Annotated in this window: 14 protein-coding genes and 1 tRNA gene; 8 read left to right on the top strand and 7 right to left on the bottom strand. The window is 66.3% G+C overall.

Going from position 1 to position 12,955, the window contains the following annotated elements:
- Positions 1 to 56: 56 nt before the first annotated feature.
- The 4 genes from RVY76_RS09325 to ccmI form a co-directional block, all read right to left on the bottom strand.
- Positions 57 to 986, bottom strand: a complete 930-nt coding sequence (locus RVY76_RS09325; RefSeq protein ID WP_317373605.1) for a class I fructose-bisphosphate aldolase — start codon at positions 984 to 986, stop codon at positions 57 to 59.
- Between the two features lie 118 nt (positions 987 to 1,104).
- Positions 1,105 to 1,338, bottom strand: coding sequence for a DUF1289 domain-containing protein (locus RVY76_RS09320; RefSeq protein ID WP_317373604.1), 234 nt, complete (start codon positions 1,336 to 1,338; stop codon positions 1,105 to 1,107).
- Positions 1,335 to 1,811, bottom strand: a complete 477-nt coding sequence (gene ruvX / locus RVY76_RS09315) for a Holliday junction resolvase RuvX (protein WP_317373603.1) — start codon at positions 1,809 to 1,811, stop codon at positions 1,335 to 1,337. The genes RVY76_RS09320 and ruvX overlap by 4 nt, the downstream gene beginning before the upstream one ends.
- Complete coding sequence (gene ccmI / locus RVY76_RS09310; RefSeq protein WP_317373602.1) at positions 1,808 to 3,019, bottom strand: c-type cytochrome biogenesis protein CcmI; 1,212 nt, start codon at positions 3,017 to 3,019, stop codon at positions 1,808 to 1,810. The genes ruvX and ccmI overlap by 4 nt, the downstream gene beginning before the upstream one ends.
- A 282-nt stretch (positions 3,020 to 3,301) precedes the next feature.
- Here ccmI and RVY76_RS09305 point away from each other — a divergent pair, with 282 nt between their 5' ends.
- The 3 genes from RVY76_RS09305 (at position 3,302) to RVY76_RS09295 (ending at position 4,721) form a co-directional block, all read left to right on the top strand.
- The gene (locus RVY76_RS09305) at positions 3,302 to 3,901 is read left to right on the top strand and encodes a superoxide dismutase (RefSeq protein WP_317373601.1); all 600 of its coding nucleotides are present in this window, start codon (positions 3,302 to 3,304) and stop codon (positions 3,899 to 3,901) included.
- A 120-nt stretch (positions 3,902 to 4,021) separates the two neighbouring features.
- Positions 4,022 to 4,264, top strand: a complete 243-nt coding sequence (locus tag RVY76_RS09300; RefSeq protein ID WP_317373600.1) for a hypothetical protein — start codon at positions 4,022 to 4,024, stop codon at positions 4,262 to 4,264.
- 1 nt (position 4,265) lies between these two features.
- The gene (locus RVY76_RS09295) at positions 4,266 to 4,721 is read left to right on the top strand and encodes a host attachment family protein (RefSeq protein ID WP_317373599.1); all 456 of its coding nucleotides are present in this window, start codon (positions 4,266 to 4,268) and stop codon (positions 4,719 to 4,721) included.
- Positions 4,722 to 4,785: 64 nt separating this feature from the next.
- Here RVY76_RS09295 and gpt read toward each other — a convergent pair whose 3' ends face one another.
- From gpt to fabI, 3 genes are all read right to left on the bottom strand, one after another.
- Positions 4,786 to 5,307, bottom strand: a complete 522-nt coding sequence (gene gpt / locus RVY76_RS09290; RefSeq protein ID WP_317373598.1) for a xanthine phosphoribosyltransferase — start codon at positions 5,305 to 5,307, stop codon at positions 4,786 to 4,788.
- A gap of 20 nt (positions 5,308 to 5,327) precedes the next feature.
- Entirely contained in the window at positions 5,328 to 5,942 is a 615-nt protein-coding gene (locus tag RVY76_RS09285) for a LysE family translocator (protein ID WP_317373597.1), read from the bottom strand.
- 85 nt (positions 5,943 to 6,027) lie between these two features.
- The gene (fabI, locus tag RVY76_RS09280; RefSeq protein ID WP_317373596.1) at positions 6,028 to 6,834 is read right to left on the bottom strand and encodes an enoyl-ACP reductase FabI; all 807 of its coding nucleotides are present in this window, start codon (positions 6,832 to 6,834) and stop codon (positions 6,028 to 6,030) included.
- An 85-nt stretch (positions 6,835 to 6,919) separates the two neighbouring features.
- Here fabI and pdxH point away from each other — a divergent pair, with 85 nt between their 5' ends.
- From pdxH to RVY76_RS09255, 5 genes are all read left to right on the top strand, one after another.
- The gene (gene pdxH, locus RVY76_RS09275) at positions 6,920 to 7,525 is read left to right on the top strand and encodes a pyridoxamine 5'-phosphate oxidase (protein WP_317373595.1); all 606 of its coding nucleotides are present in this window, start codon (positions 6,920 to 6,922) and stop codon (positions 7,523 to 7,525) included.
- A 124-nt stretch (positions 7,526 to 7,649) separates the two neighbouring features.
- Positions 7,650 to 8,198 (top strand): cold shock domain-containing protein, encoded by a 549-nt coding sequence (locus RVY76_RS09270; RefSeq protein ID WP_317373594.1) that lies wholly within the window; start codon positions 7,650 to 7,652, stop codon positions 8,196 to 8,198.
- Entirely contained in the window at positions 8,147 to 8,629 is a 483-nt protein-coding gene (locus RVY76_RS09265; RefSeq protein WP_410795988.1) for a DUF192 domain-containing protein, read from the top strand. Before RVY76_RS09270 ends, RVY76_RS09265 begins: the two co-directional genes overlap by 52 nt.
- Before the next feature lie 45 nt (positions 8,630 to 8,674).
- Positions 8,675 to 8,751: transfer RNA gene (locus RVY76_RS09260), tRNA-Pro, on the top strand.
- Positions 8,752 to 9,155: 404 nt separating this feature from the next.
- Positions 9,156 to 12,773, top strand: coding sequence for a vitamin B12-dependent ribonucleotide reductase (locus tag RVY76_RS09255; protein ID WP_317373593.1), 3,618 nt, complete (start codon positions 9,156 to 9,158; stop codon positions 12,771 to 12,773).
- Positions 12,774 to 12,955 lie beyond the last annotated feature (182 nt).

The following is a 12,955-nucleotide window of genomic DNA, read 5'->3' as shown; positions in this document are numbered from 1 at the left end:
ATGACACGATTCCCGCGTCTTGGGAATCCCCCGCGGGTCGCCGCGGGGGAGACGGCTCAGCCGTTGTCCTTGTAGATCGACACGAGCTTGTCGAACATGGCGAGCGCCTCGGACTTCTCGCGCTGGAACGAGTTCCGGCCGATGATCGAGCCGTTGCCGCCGCCGTCGCGGATCGCGCGGGCGTCGTCATAGACCGAATCCTCGCCCTTCTTCGCCCCGCCCGAGAAGACCACGATGCGGCGGCCGTTGAACGACGAGCGCATGCATTCCGCGACGCGCGCGGCCTGGGTCGAGACGTCGATGCCCTGCTCCTCGATCATCGACTTCGCCTCGGGGACCTCGAGATGGTCGGTCGAGAGCTTGATCTTGATGATATGCGCACCCAGCAGCGCCGCGATCTGCGCGGCATAGGCCGCGACGTCGATCGCGGTCTCGCCTTCCTTGCTGATCGCCTCGCCGCGCGGATAGGACCAGATGACCGTGGGCAGGCCGACGCTGGCCGCCTCGCGGCGCATCTCGACGATCTCCTCGTACATGTCGAGCTGCGCGTCCGAGCCGGGATAGATCGTGAAGCCGATGGCCGAGCAGCCGAGCCGCAGCGCGTCATCGACGCTGGCCGTCACGGCCTGGTCCTTGCCCGCGGTGTTCGACATCAGCGAGTTGGCCGAGTTCGCCTTGAGGATCGTCGGGATCTGACCGGCGAAGGTATCGGCCCCGGCCTCGAGCATCCCGAGAGGTGCCGCGAAGGCGTTGAGGCCCGCATCGATGGCGAGCTGATAGTGATAATGCGGGTCGTAGGACGGCGGGTTGGGCCCATAGGTGCGCGCGGGGCCATGCTCGAACCCCTGATCGACGGGCAGGATGATCATCTTGCCCGTGCCCTTCAGCCGGCCTTCCATCAGCATGCGGCACAGATTGCCCTTCACGCCGGGCGTCTCGCCCTCGTAATTCGACAGGATCTTCTGGACTTTGCGCGATGCCTTCATGGCCGCCTCCGTTGAATGTTGTGTTGCCGCATGACTAGGCGCGGGCCTGCCCGAGGGCAACTCAAACACGCTAACGGTCGCCTCGAAAAATGTTTCGCGCGCGAAACCCCGGGGCGGCTCAGCTCGTCCGTCCGGCCCGTCCGCCGCGCCGTTTCCTCAGCCTCGGCGCGCGCTCGGGCAGTTCGGCCATGATCGCCGCGCGTTCCTCGTCGGACATGAGCGACCACGCGGCGATCTCGGCCGTCGTGCGGTAGCATCCCGCGCAGATCTTCTCGGCGGGATGGATGACGCAGATATTCACGCAGGGCGAGGCGATCTCGCGGCGTTTCCAGACGGGTGGCTCGTCGGTCATGGGGCGGCTCCGAGATTGCGGAGACGGTCGAGCGCGCCCTGCAGGATATAGCTGGCCGCCACGTGGTCGATGACCTCCGCGCGCCTGCGCCGCGACGTGTCGGCCTCGAGCAGCGCGCGCTCGGCCGCCACCGTCGACAGCCGCTCGTCCCAGAAGGCGATCGGCAGGTCGACGAGCCGGTCGAGGTTGCGGGCGAAGGCGCGCGTCGATTGCGCGCGCGGTCCCTCGCTGCCGTCCATGTTGCGCGGCAGCCCGAGGATCAGGCCCGCGATCTCGCGCTCCTTCAGGATCGCGATCAGCGCCTCGGCGTCGAGCGTGAACTTCTTGCGCTTGATCGTCCTCAGCGGCGTCGCGATCGACAGGAACGCGTCCGTGACCGCGACCCCGATCGTCACGGTCCCGAGGTCGAGCCCGGCAATCGCGCGGCGCGGCGGCAGGGCGGCCGCGAAGTCCCCGATTTCCTCGTGGATCATCTGAGGCCCGCCCGCGCTGCCGCGTCGTCGATCGTGGAAAGATCCGCGGGGCTTTCGCCGAAGACGTCTCGCGCCTCCTCGAGGATCGCCCGCGCGCGGTCGGTCCGGTCGAGCGCGGAATAGGCGACGATCAGACGTGCCCAGTCGGTCGACGGGCCGCCCTGCGTCGCGAGCCGCTCCGACAGCGACGAGACCATGTTCGAGATCATCGCCGCGCGATCCTCCTCGGACATGTCGGCGGCGGCCTCGATGTCGACCGCGCTCGGCCCGCGCGGGGCAGGGGTCTCGGGCGGGTCGTAGCGGATGCCGGCACGTTCGGCCGCCTCGACGATCTGGCCCTGGACGGGGGCCACCCAGGGCGCGTCGGGGGGGCTGCGTTCGAGCAGGTCGCGCCAGATGCCGAAGGCGCGGTCTGGCCGCCCGACCTGCGCGAGCGCGAGCCCCTTGTAATAGGCCGCCCGCCCGTTCCCCGGATTTTCCGTCAGGACGCGGTCGATCACCTGCTCCGCCTCGGGCGAGACGAAGCCGCCCGTGGCCAGCACCATGAATTCGCCCAGCGCGGCCAGATCCTCGGGCGTGGCCTCATCGCCCCGCACCTCGACGAGATGGGCCTGCGCGATGCGGGCGGCCCGGAAATCGCCGAGCCCCGCCTCGTTCCGGGCGAGAAGCCGCAGACCCTCTATATCGTCCGGGCGCTCGGCCAGAACCTCGCGAAGGCGCGTCATCAGGGTGCCGAACTCGCCTTCGGGCTCGCTCGGCGGGGGCAGGATTTCGGCCGCTTCGGCCTCGGCCGTCGCCTGATCCGGCCTGCTCGCCGCGATCTCTTCCGACTGGGCAAAGCGGGCCTGGATCGGCAGGTCGGGATAGCCCGGCGCGCCCAGCACCGCATAGAGGCCGAACCCGCCGCCGATGATCCCGATCGCCACCAGCCCGGCCATGGCAAGCCGCACCGGCTTCGATGCCCTGCCATGGGTCGAGACGCCGGCCCGATCGGCGTCGAGCAGCCGGCGCTGCACCTCGAGCCGGGTGCGCTGCGCCTCGTCCGGGTCGAGCGTGCCGCGCGCCAGATCGCGGTCGATCTCGGACAGCTGGTCGCGATAGACGGCGATGTCGGGCGAGGGGCGCGCATCGGGCGCACCGCGCAGCAGCGCGGCCGCGACCGGAGCCAGAACGAGGCCCGTCAGCATCGCGGCGATCAGCCAGAACATGGGCGGGGATCCGGGGGGCTCTGTGTCATCGCGGATGTCATATCGAATCCGCGACCCGCCCGAAAGGCGTCATGGCGCACGGCTGCGCGAGCGGGCGAGGGCGGGACATGCGTATTTGGAAAAGCAAAGAGGCGGGGCCGTGCAGAGTGCCGGCTCCGACCTTTTCCGGAACATCGTACGGCCTATCTCGTTTCTCCTGCCGACCGGCGCGGGGTCGCGGTGCCGCCAGCACGCGGTGGCGACCCGGTGCCAAGACATAGAAATTCCGTCACGGAGGGACACATGGCTTTCGAACTTCCCGATCTTCCCTATGCGCACGACGCTCTGGCCGATAACGGCATGAGCCGCGAGACGCTCGAATATCACCACGACATCCACCACAAGGCCTATGCCGACAAGACGGCGGACCTGGTCAAGGGCTCCGAGTGGGAGGGCAAGTCCCTTGAGGAGATCATCTCGGGCACCTATGACAGCAGTGCCGTCGCGCAGTCGGGCCTCTTCAACAACGCCTCGCAGTACTGGAACCACAACCAGTTCTGGCAGATGATGAGCCCCGGCGAGAGCAAGATGCCGGGCGAGCTCGAGAAAGCGCTGACCGACAGCTTCGGCTCGGTCGACAAGTTCAAGGAAGACTTCGCCGCGGCCGGCGGCGGCCAGTTCGGGTCCGGCTGGGCATGGCTCGTCAAGGATCGCGACGGCGCGTTGTCGATCACCTCGACCGAGAACGGCGTGAACCCGATCTGCTTCGGCCAGACGGCCCTTCTCGGCTGCGACGTGTGGGAGCATTCCTACTACATCGACTTCCGCAACAAGCGTCCGGCCTATCTGTCGAACTTCCTCGACAAGCTGGTGAACTGGGAGAACGTCGCCAGCCGCATGTGACGGCACGGCACGTCCGGTTCGACCAAGTGGGGCTCGCCTTTCGGCGGGCCCTTTCCTTTATGGAACCGCCCCTTGCGGGCCCGGGTTGGTCGATCGCAACGACATGGAAGGAGCGCCGATATGGCCGAACGCAAGAGATCCAACGACGGCGTGAGCGAGACCGAGAGATTCCTCGACGACGAGGACAAGGCCGGGGCCCCCGGCCAGGCGAGCCGCGCCGAGGGCGAGCTCGAACGCAGCGTCGGCACGCGCGACGAGAAGAAGCAGAGCGTGGGCGGCGGCGGCGCGACCCGCGTCACCAAGTCCGACGAGGAAGGCGAGGGCAATCTCGGCGGACATCACGGCACCGGCGAGGACAAGTGAGATGGCGCGTCTGACCGAAGGCACCTGGGTTCTGATCGCAGACGGCGAGAAGGCCCTCATCCTCGAGAACCAGACCGATCACGAGGATCCGTACCTGACCGTCCTGACCAAGGAGGAGCAGGAGAATCCCCCCGACCGCGAGCAATCGGCGAACCGGCGCGGGCGCTTCAACGACAGCAACGGCGTGCACCGCTCGGCCGTCGAGGATACCGACTGGCACGAACTGGCCAAGGAGCAGTTCGCGAGCGATGTGTCGGACATGCTCTACAAGCGCGCGCACGGCAAGGCGTTCGACAGCATCGTCATCGTGGCCTCCCCCAAGATCCTGGGCGAGCTGCGCGACAACCTCCACCAGGAGGTCACGCAGAAGGTCATCGCCGAGATCCCCAAGACGCTGACCAACCATTCGCTCGACGATATCGAGAAGATCGTGAAGGACGAACTCGACGCGGCCTGATCCGCGCCGGGTCGATCTGGACCGGGGCAGGGCGCGTCGTCCTGCCCCTTTTCGTCCGCGGGGCTCAGTCGCTCCCGCGATAGGGCGGCACGTATTGCATCGCCATGTCCCAGGGGAAGAAGATCCAGGTATCCTGGCTCACCTCGGTGATGAAGGTATCGACCTGCGGGCGGCCCTCGGGCTTGGCGTAGACGGTCGCGAAATGCGCCTTGGGATAGAGGCTCCTCACCAGCTCGATCGTGCGGCCGCTATCGACCAGATCGTCGACCACGAGGATGCCGGTGCCGTCGCCCATCATCCCGGCATCGGGCGATTTCAGCACCTGGGCCTCGGACTGGTCCTGGTTGTCGTAGCTCTTGACGCTGATCGTATCGACGGTGCGGATGTCGAGCTCTCGCGCGACGATCATCGCGGGGGCCATGCCGCCCCTCGTGATCGCCACGACCGCGCGCCAGCCGCCGCCCTTGGCCCCGGCATCGCCGTCGGGCCCCAGGCCGTCTAGCCGCCAGGCAAGCGCCCGCGCGTCGCGGTGGATCTGGTCCCACGAGACGTGGAACCCCTTTTCGTGCGGAAGGCGGTCTGTCACGTGCCTCAACCTCTCTGGCCTCAACTGATCGCGACTTTTGCCCCGAGTGCGCCCAAGAGTCCACCGAAGCCGCGATCCATCGCGGTCTTGGCGCGACGATAGGCACGGCGCGGCCCCGGACGCGAGAAAACCCAGGCGACGACGACGTACCACGCCGTCTCGACCCAGAGCACGTTGAAGAGGACGAGCGTCTTGTCGGCGAATTCAGCCGCCGCGGGGACCAGCCCCACAAAGACCGCGCCGAAGAAGATCGCGGGTTTCGGGTTGGCCAGCATCGCGGACCCCCCGAGCCGGATCGCCGAGATCATGCCGCGCGGCGGCCGCCCCTCGGGCATCTCGGGCATCGGGTCGCGCGCGTGCCGCCACATCATCACGGCCAGATAGACGAGGAAAATCCCGCCCGCGACCTTCAGCACGGTAAACAGCGGCGGGACGAGTTCGAAGACCAGCGCCAGCCCCGCGATCGCGGCGAAGGCCCAGAACGCCGCCCCCATGCCGATCCCGATGGCAAGGCCGAGCGCGGGGCGGAACCCTTCGAGGATCGACGTCCGCACGGCCAGGACGAAGGCCGGTCCCGGCGACATGGCCGCCAGCAGATGCGCAAAGGCCACGCCCGCGAAGGCCGCGACGCTCATGTCCGCAAGCCGGGCGCGCGGGCCGCCGACGGCGCGTCGGCCACCGCCGGGTCGAAGGCCAGAAGATCCTCCCGGCCCATGCGCGTCACTCCTTGGTGACGTCGGGCGCGTCCACCGCCTTCATGCCGACCACGTGGTATCCCGCATCGACATGCAGCACCTCGCCCGTCGTGCCCCGCCCGAGATCGGACAGCAGATAGAGCGCCGATCCCCCGACATCGTCGATGCTCACGTTGCGCCGCATGGGCGAGTTCAGCTCGTTCCACTTCATGATATAGCGGAAATCGCCGATGCCGCTGGCCGCCAGCGTCTTGATCGGCCCCGCGCTGATCGCGTTGACGCGGATGCCGTCCTTGCCGAGATCCTCGGCCAGATAGCGCACCGACGCCTCCAGCGCGGCCTTGGCCACGCCCATGACGTTGTAATGCGGCATCACGCGCTCGGCACCGTAATAGGTCATGGTCAGGGCCGATCCGCCGTTCTTCATCAGCTTTTCGGCGCGGTTCATCACGGCGGTGAAGGAATAGACCGAGATATCCATCGACATCCGGAAGTTCTCGCGGCTCGTATCGACATACCGGCCGCGCAACTCGTTCTTGTCGGAGAACCCGATGGCGTGGACCACGAAGTCCAGCTCGCCCCAGCGCTCGCCGATCGCGTCGAACAGCGCGTCGACGCTTTCCATCTCGGCCACGTTGCAGGGCACGAGGAAATCCGATCCGAGCTGTGCGGCCAGCGGTTCGACCCGCTTCTTCAGCGCGTCGCCCTGGTAGGAAAAGCAGAGCTCCGCGCCCGCATCGGCGAGGGTCCGGGCGATGCCCCAGGCGATGGACTTGTCGTTCGCCAGGCCCATGATCAGGCCCCGCTTTCCAGCCATCAAATTGTTTGACATCGCAATCCCCTCACGCCCTATTCCCGGTGGTCAGGTCGGCTTAGGCCATTCACCTGAGCGCTTCAAGCATCGGGGAAGGGAGGCCATGGGCAGCGAGACGAGCATCTTCGGCGCGGACGATCCGTTCGCGCTCACGCGGGCCTGGCTCGCCGAGGCCGAGGCGACGGAGCCCAACGATCCGAATGCGATCGCGCTCTCGACCGTGGATGCCGAGGGGATGCCGAATGTCCGCATCGTGCTGCTCAAGGGGATCGAGGACGACGCCTTCGTCTTCTACACCAATTACGAAAGCGCGAAGGCCGAAGAGATCGCGCAGAGCGGGAAATGCGCCTTCGTGATGCACTGGAAATCGCTGCGACGGCAGGTCCGGGTCCGGGGCACCGTCACGCGCGAGGACGGCGCGACGGCCGACGTCTATTACGCCTCGCGGCCGCTCGCCTCGCGGCATGGGGCATGGGCATCGCTCCAGTCCCGCCCGCTCGAAAGCCGCGCCGAGCTCGAGGCGCGCGTGGCCGATGTAGCCGAGCGATTCGGTGACAATCCGCCGCGGCCCGACTTCTGGGGGGGCTTCCGCATCCGCCCGACATCCTTTGAATTCTGGGCCGACGGTGCGTTCCGCCTGCACGACCGCGAAGTCTGGAAGCCTTCCGGCGAAGAAGGCAGGTGGACAACGCTATGTCTTTTCCCATAGCAAGGTAGGTGTTGTCCGAGTAAACACCCGCGACCGTCAAGGGTATGTCGAAAATTTGAAATACTTTACCGAACCACACCTCAGAGCCATGGACCAGATTGCGGATGTCGCATCAGAAGTCGAAATGAGCGACGAAAGCGAACACAGCGCCGACGGTGTTCTCGGTCACGTCAAGTGGTTCGACGCCGCCAAGGGCTACGGGTTCGTCCGCACGGAATCGGTGGACAGCGACATCCTGTTGCATGCCAACGTCCTGCGGAATTTCGGGCAGAGTTCGGTGTCCGACGGATCGGTGATCCGCTTTCACATGATCGAGACCCGTCGCGGGTTCCAGGCGATCGAGATCCTCTCGATCGAGGCACCTCCGGTGACGGTGGACGAGCAGGGCGCGGAGAATGCCGCCCTCGACGCCGAGGCGGGTCCGCTCGTCGCCGCGCGGGTCAAGTGGTTCGATCGCGCCAAGGGCTTCGGGTTTGCCAACGTCTTCGGAAAGAGCGATGATGTCTTCATACATATGGACGTCCTGCGCCGCTCCGCGCTGTCGGATCTGCAACCCGGCGAGGCGGTCGCGATTCGCGTCGCCGACGGCGAGCGGGGACAGCTGGCAACACAGGTGAGTGTATGGGAAAGCGCCAATTTTTCGGATCCGTCCTCGGACTCGCCATCGGAGTGACGTCGCCGGCGGCGATGGCCGCCTGCCGTGACGGCGTGGTCGAGTTGCGCGGCGATTTCGGCGAGGCGCGCTTCCGGGTCGAGGTCGCCGACGATCCCGCCGAACAGGCCCGCGGCCTCATGCATGTCGAGGATCTGCCGGCCGGGCGCGGAATGCTCTTCGTCTACGAGGAGGCCGGACCGGTCTCGTTCTGGATGCGCAACACCCTCATCCCTCTCGACATGATCTTCGCGGACGCGACCGGAACGGTCACGCGCGTCCATGCCAACGCGGTCCCGCTCGACGAGACGTCGATCCCGGGCGGCGACAACGTGCTCTCGGTGCTCGAGATCAATGGCGGCCTCGCCGCCCGCATCGGCATCGAGGAGGGGAGCGAGCTGCGCCACGCCGCCCTGCCGCAGGACGATGCCGCCTGGCCCTGCGCCGAGTAGCGCGGCCCTTTCCAAATCCCCGGCGGCGGTCTATGAGGGCCGCGTCGGGGCGTGGCGCAGCCTGGTAGCGCGGCGGTTTTGGGTACCGTAGGTCGTAGGTTCGAATCCTATCGCCCCGACCATCACACAACAGATATCGAACTCCTTACCAGATGGGGCGCTTTTCCGCCTCCTGTGCCCGATATGTCGTGGGCACCCCCGGATTTATCCTTAACAAATCGTTAACGTTCTTTCTCCGTTCACGGCGGCGCGATTCGCTGTCGGCGATGAAAGCGTTGAATTTGAAGGGCTTCCAAGAGGGGCCCAAGATCTTGTGGAAAAGCCCCGGTCAAGCGCAAAGTTTCGTTGCCCGGTCGGGGGTCTTGCGCCAATTTGTACCGGCAAGCCAAGACAGCACCAGATGTAGTTGCGACCACAAGGCCGAAGCGGATGCCCCGTTTCGGTCAACGGAATCGCCACGTCCGCTGTCGGGCGATCCGCGGGTGGCGAAACGCCCGCTCGACAAGAAACGAATGGGGCACACGTCATGAAGATCGATCGCAGGTTCACCAAATCCGGGCAGGACGCCTATGCCGAGCTCGATTTCACCACCACGGTGAGCGAGATCCGCAATCCCGACGGCACGATCGTCTTCCGCAACGACGCGGTCGAGGTCCCCTCCGCCTGGAGCCAGGTGGCGAGCGACGTGATCGCCCAGAAATACTTCCGCAAGGCCGGCGTGCCCTCGAATCTCCGCCGCGTGAAGGAGAAGGGCGTCCCCGAATTCCTCTGGCGCTCCGTCGCCGAGGAGGGGGCGGTCATGGGCGGCGAGACCTCGTCCAAGCAGGTCTTCGACCGGCTTGCCGGGGCCTGGGCCTACTGGGGCTGGAAGGGCGGCTACTTCACGACCGAGGCCGATGCCCGCGCCTATTACGACGAGATGCGCTACATGCTGGCGACGCAGAAGGCCGCGCCCAACAGCCCGCAATGGTTCAACACGGGCCTGCACTGGGCCTACGGCATCGACGGCCCCGCGCAGGGCCACCACTATGTCGATTTCCAGACCGGCAAGCTCACCAAGTCGCAAAGCTCCTACGAGCATCCGCAGCCCCATGCCTGCTTCATCCAGTCGGTCAGCGACGATCTGGTCAACGATGGCGGCATCATGGACCTCTGGGTGCGCGAGGCGCGGCTCTTCAAGTACGGCTCGGGCACCGGCACCAACTTCTCGTCGCTCCGCGCCGAGGGCGAATCGCTGTCGGGCGGCGGCAAGTCGTCGGGCCTGATGGGCTTCCTCAAGATCGGCGACCGCGCGGCGGGCGCGATCAAGTCGGGCGGCACCACGCGCCGCGCGGCCAAGATGGTGATCGTCGATGCCGACCATCCCGACATCGAGGATTTCATCGACTGGAAGGTCCTCGAGGAGCAGAAGGTCGCCTCGATCGTCGCCGGATCGAAGATGCACGAGAAATATCTCAACGACATCTTCGCCGCGTTCAAGGTCTGGGACGGCAAGCCCGAGGATGCCTACGATCCCAAGATCAACGACGCGCTGAAGGCCGCGGTCAAGGCCGCCAAGAAGGTCTCGATCCCCGAGACCTACATCAAGCGCGTGCTCGATTACGGCAAGCAGGGCTACGACGCGATCGAGTTCCCGACCTACGACACCGACTGGGACAGCGAGGCCTATTCCTCCGTCTCGGGCCAGAATTCCAACAACTCGATCCGCGTGACCGACGCCTTCCTCAAGGCGGTCGAACAGGATGCCGACTGGGATCTGATCTCGCGGACCGACGGCAAGGTCTCAAGGACCGTCCGCGCCCGCGAGCTGTGGGAAAAGGTCGGCCATGCCGCCTGGGCCTGCGCCGATCCGGGCATCCAGTATCACGACACGGTCAATGCCTGGCATACCTGCCCCGAGGACGGCGAGATCCGCGGCTCGAACCCGTGTTCCGAATACATGTTCCTCGACGACACGGCCTGCAACCTCGCCTCGATGAACCTGCTGACCTTCCTCAAGGACGGCGCGTTCCAGTCCGAGGATTACATGCACGCCACGCGGCTCTGGACCGTCACGCTCGAGATTTCCGTGCTGATGGCGCAGTTCCCCTCGAAGGAGATCGCGCAGCGCAGCTACGATTTCCGGACGCTGGGTCTGGGCTACGCCAATATCGGCGGTCTGCTGATGAACATGGGCCACGGCTATGACAGCGACGAGGGCCGCGCGCTCTGCGGTGCGCTGACCGCGCTCATGACCGGCGTGAGCTATGCGACCAGCGCCGAGATGGCGGGCGAACTCGGGGCCTTCCCGGGCTACGCCAAGAACGCGGCCCACATGCTGCGGGTGATCCGCAACCACCGCACCGCCGCGCATGGCAAGGCGTCGGGCTACGAGGCGCTCGACGTGAAGCCCGTGCCGCTCGACCACGACAACTGCCCCGACAAGTCGCTTCTGTCGCTGGCGACCCGTGCGTGGGACGACGCGCTGGCTCTCGGCGAACAGCACGGCTACCGCAACGCGCAGGTCTCCGTCATCGCGCCGACCGGCACGATCGGGCTCGTCATGGATTGCGACACCACGGGCATCGAGCCCGACTTCGCTCTGGTGAAGTTCAAGAAGCTCGCGGGCGGCGGCTACTTCAAGATCATCAACCGCTCGGTCCCCGCCGCGCTCGAGAATCTCGGTTACGGATCGGCCCAGATCGCCGAGATCGTCAGCCATGCGGTCGGCCACGGCACGCTCGGCAACGCGCCCGGCATCAACCACCAGGCTTTGGTCGGCCACGGCTTCGGCCAGGCCGAGATCGACCGGATCGAGGCGGCGCTGCCGTCGGCCTTCGACATCCGCTTCGTGATGAACCAGTGGACGCTGGGCGAGGAATTCTGCCGCGAGACGCTGGGCATCCCCACCGCCAAGCTCAACGATCCGACCTTCGACCTGCTGCGTCACCTGGGCTTCACCCGCGCCGATATCGAGGCCGCCAACGCCCATGTCTGCGGGACCATGACGCTCGAGGGCGCGCCGCATCTCAAGCGCGAACATTACCATATCTTCGACTGTGCGAACCCCTGCGGCAAGACCGGCAAGCGCTATCTCAGCGTCGAGAGCCACATCCACATGATGGCCGCCGCGCAGAGCTTCATCTCGGGTGCGATCTCCAAGACGATCAACATGCCCAACGACGCCACGATCGAGGATTGCAAGCGCGCCTACGAGCTCAGCTGGTCGCTGGGCGTGAAGGCCAACGCGCTCTATCGCGACGGCTCGAAACTGTCCCAGCCGCTGGCCGCCGCCCTGGTCGAGGACGACGAGGAGGCCGAGGAGATCCTCGCCACCGGCTCGCACCAGGAAAAGGCGGGCGTCCTGGCCGAGAAGATCGTCGAGAAGATCGTCATGAAAGAGGTCGCCAAGGGACGCGAGCGGATGCCCGAACGCCGCCGCGGCTATACCCAGAAGGCGATCGTGGGCGGCCACAAGGTCTATCTCAGGACCGGCGAATACCGCGACGGCAAGCTGGGCGAGATCTTCATCGACATGCACAAGGAAGGCGCGGGCTTCCGGGCGATGATGAACAACTTCGCCATCGCCGTGTCGGTGGGCCTGCAATACGGCGTGCCGCTCGAGGAATTCGTGGACGCCTTCACCTTCACCCGGTTCGAACCCGCCGGGATGGTGCAGGGCAACGAGACTATCAAGAATGCGACCTCGATTCTCGACTACATCTTCAGAGAGCTTGCCGTCAGCTATCTCGACCGTACGGACCTGGCCCATGTGAAACCCGAAGGCGCGAGCTTCGACGAACTCGGCCGAGGCGAGGAAGAGGGTAAGCGGAATTTCGCCGACATGCCCCAATCGGGCGGGTCCTCGCCGCTCGACGTGCTGCGGCAGGTGGCCTCGACCGGATATCTGCGGGGCCGCGCGCCCAAGGACTTCGTCGTCCTGCAGGGCAATGCCGGTCAGGCCGTCGCCCTCGACGAGGGGGGCGAGACGGTGGCGGCCGTCGCGACCGAAACGGCCCCCGCGACCCAGATGGATGCCCGCGCCAAGGCCCGGATGCAGGGCTACGAGGGGGATCCGTGCGGGGAATGCGGAAACTATACGCTGGTGCGCAACGGCACCTGCATGAAGTGCAACACCTGCGGCGGGACGTCCGGGTGTAGCTGAGAACGGAGTTTGCAGAAGGGGGGAGGTTTCGCGGCGAAACCTCCTCCCTTTCGACCGGTCACGAGGCGGGTGCGCTCGCCTTGGACGTGCGCCAGGACGCAGGCAGATAACATTGAACGAGCGGTAACGAGAGAGACTGGTGCGCGAAACTTCCAAGGGCCCCTGCGGGGGCCCTTTTTTCG

This window comes from Palleronia sp. LCG004 (assembly GCF_032931615.1).
Lineage (GTDB): Bacteria > Pseudomonadota > Alphaproteobacteria > Rhodobacterales > Rhodobacteraceae > Palleronia.
This window is presented reverse-complemented; position numbering and strand designations above follow the sequence as displayed.

Excerpts from the sequence above, each read along its gene's own strand:
- pdxH (WP_317373595.1), top strand. The coding sequence starts at position 6,920 with ATGGGCAGCGAGACGAGCATCTTCGGCGCGGACGATCCGTTCGCGCTC.
- fabI (WP_317373596.1), bottom strand. The coding sequence starts at position 6,834 with ATGTCAAACAATTTGATGGCTGGAAAGCGGGGCCTGATCATGGGCCTG.
- RVY76_RS09325 (WP_317373605.1), bottom strand. The coding sequence starts at position 986 with ATGAAGGCATCGCGCAAAGTCCAGAAGATCCTGTCGAATTACGAGGGC.
- RVY76_RS09295 (WP_317373599.1), top strand. The coding sequence starts at position 4,266 with ATGGCGCGTCTGACCGAAGGCACCTGGGTTCTGATCGCAGACGGCGAG.
- RVY76_RS09305 (WP_317373601.1), top strand. The coding sequence starts at position 3,302 with ATGGCTTTCGAACTTCCCGATCTTCCCTATGCGCACGACGCTCTGGCC.
- ruvX (WP_317373603.1), bottom strand. The coding sequence starts at position 1,811 with ATGATCCACGAGGAAATCGGGGACTTCGCGGCCGCCCTGCCGCCGCGC.
- RVY76_RS09255 (WP_317373593.1), top strand. The coding sequence starts at position 9,156 with ATGAAGATCGATCGCAGGTTCACCAAATCCGGGCAGGACGCCTATGCC.
- RVY76_RS09270 (WP_317373594.1), top strand. The coding sequence starts at position 7,650 with ATGAGCGACGAAAGCGAACACAGCGCCGACGGTGTTCTCGGTCACGTC.
- ccmI (WP_317373602.1), bottom strand. The coding sequence starts at position 3,019 with ATGTTCTGGCTGATCGCCGCGATGCTGACGGGCCTCGTTCTGGCTCCG.
- RVY76_RS09285 (WP_317373597.1), bottom strand. The coding sequence starts at position 5,942 with ATGAGCGTCGCGGCCTTCGCGGGCGTGGCCTTTGCGCATCTGCTGGCG.
- RVY76_RS09300 (WP_317373600.1), top strand. The coding sequence starts at position 4,022 with ATGGCCGAACGCAAGAGATCCAACGACGGCGTGAGCGAGACCGAGAGA.
- RVY76_RS09320 (WP_317373604.1), bottom strand. The coding sequence starts at position 1,338 with ATGACCGACGAGCCACCCGTCTGGAAACGCCGCGAGATCGCCTCGCCC.
- RVY76_RS09265 (WP_410795988.1), top strand. The coding sequence starts at position 8,147 with ATGGGAAAGCGCCAATTTTTCGGATCCGTCCTCGGACTCGCCATCGGA.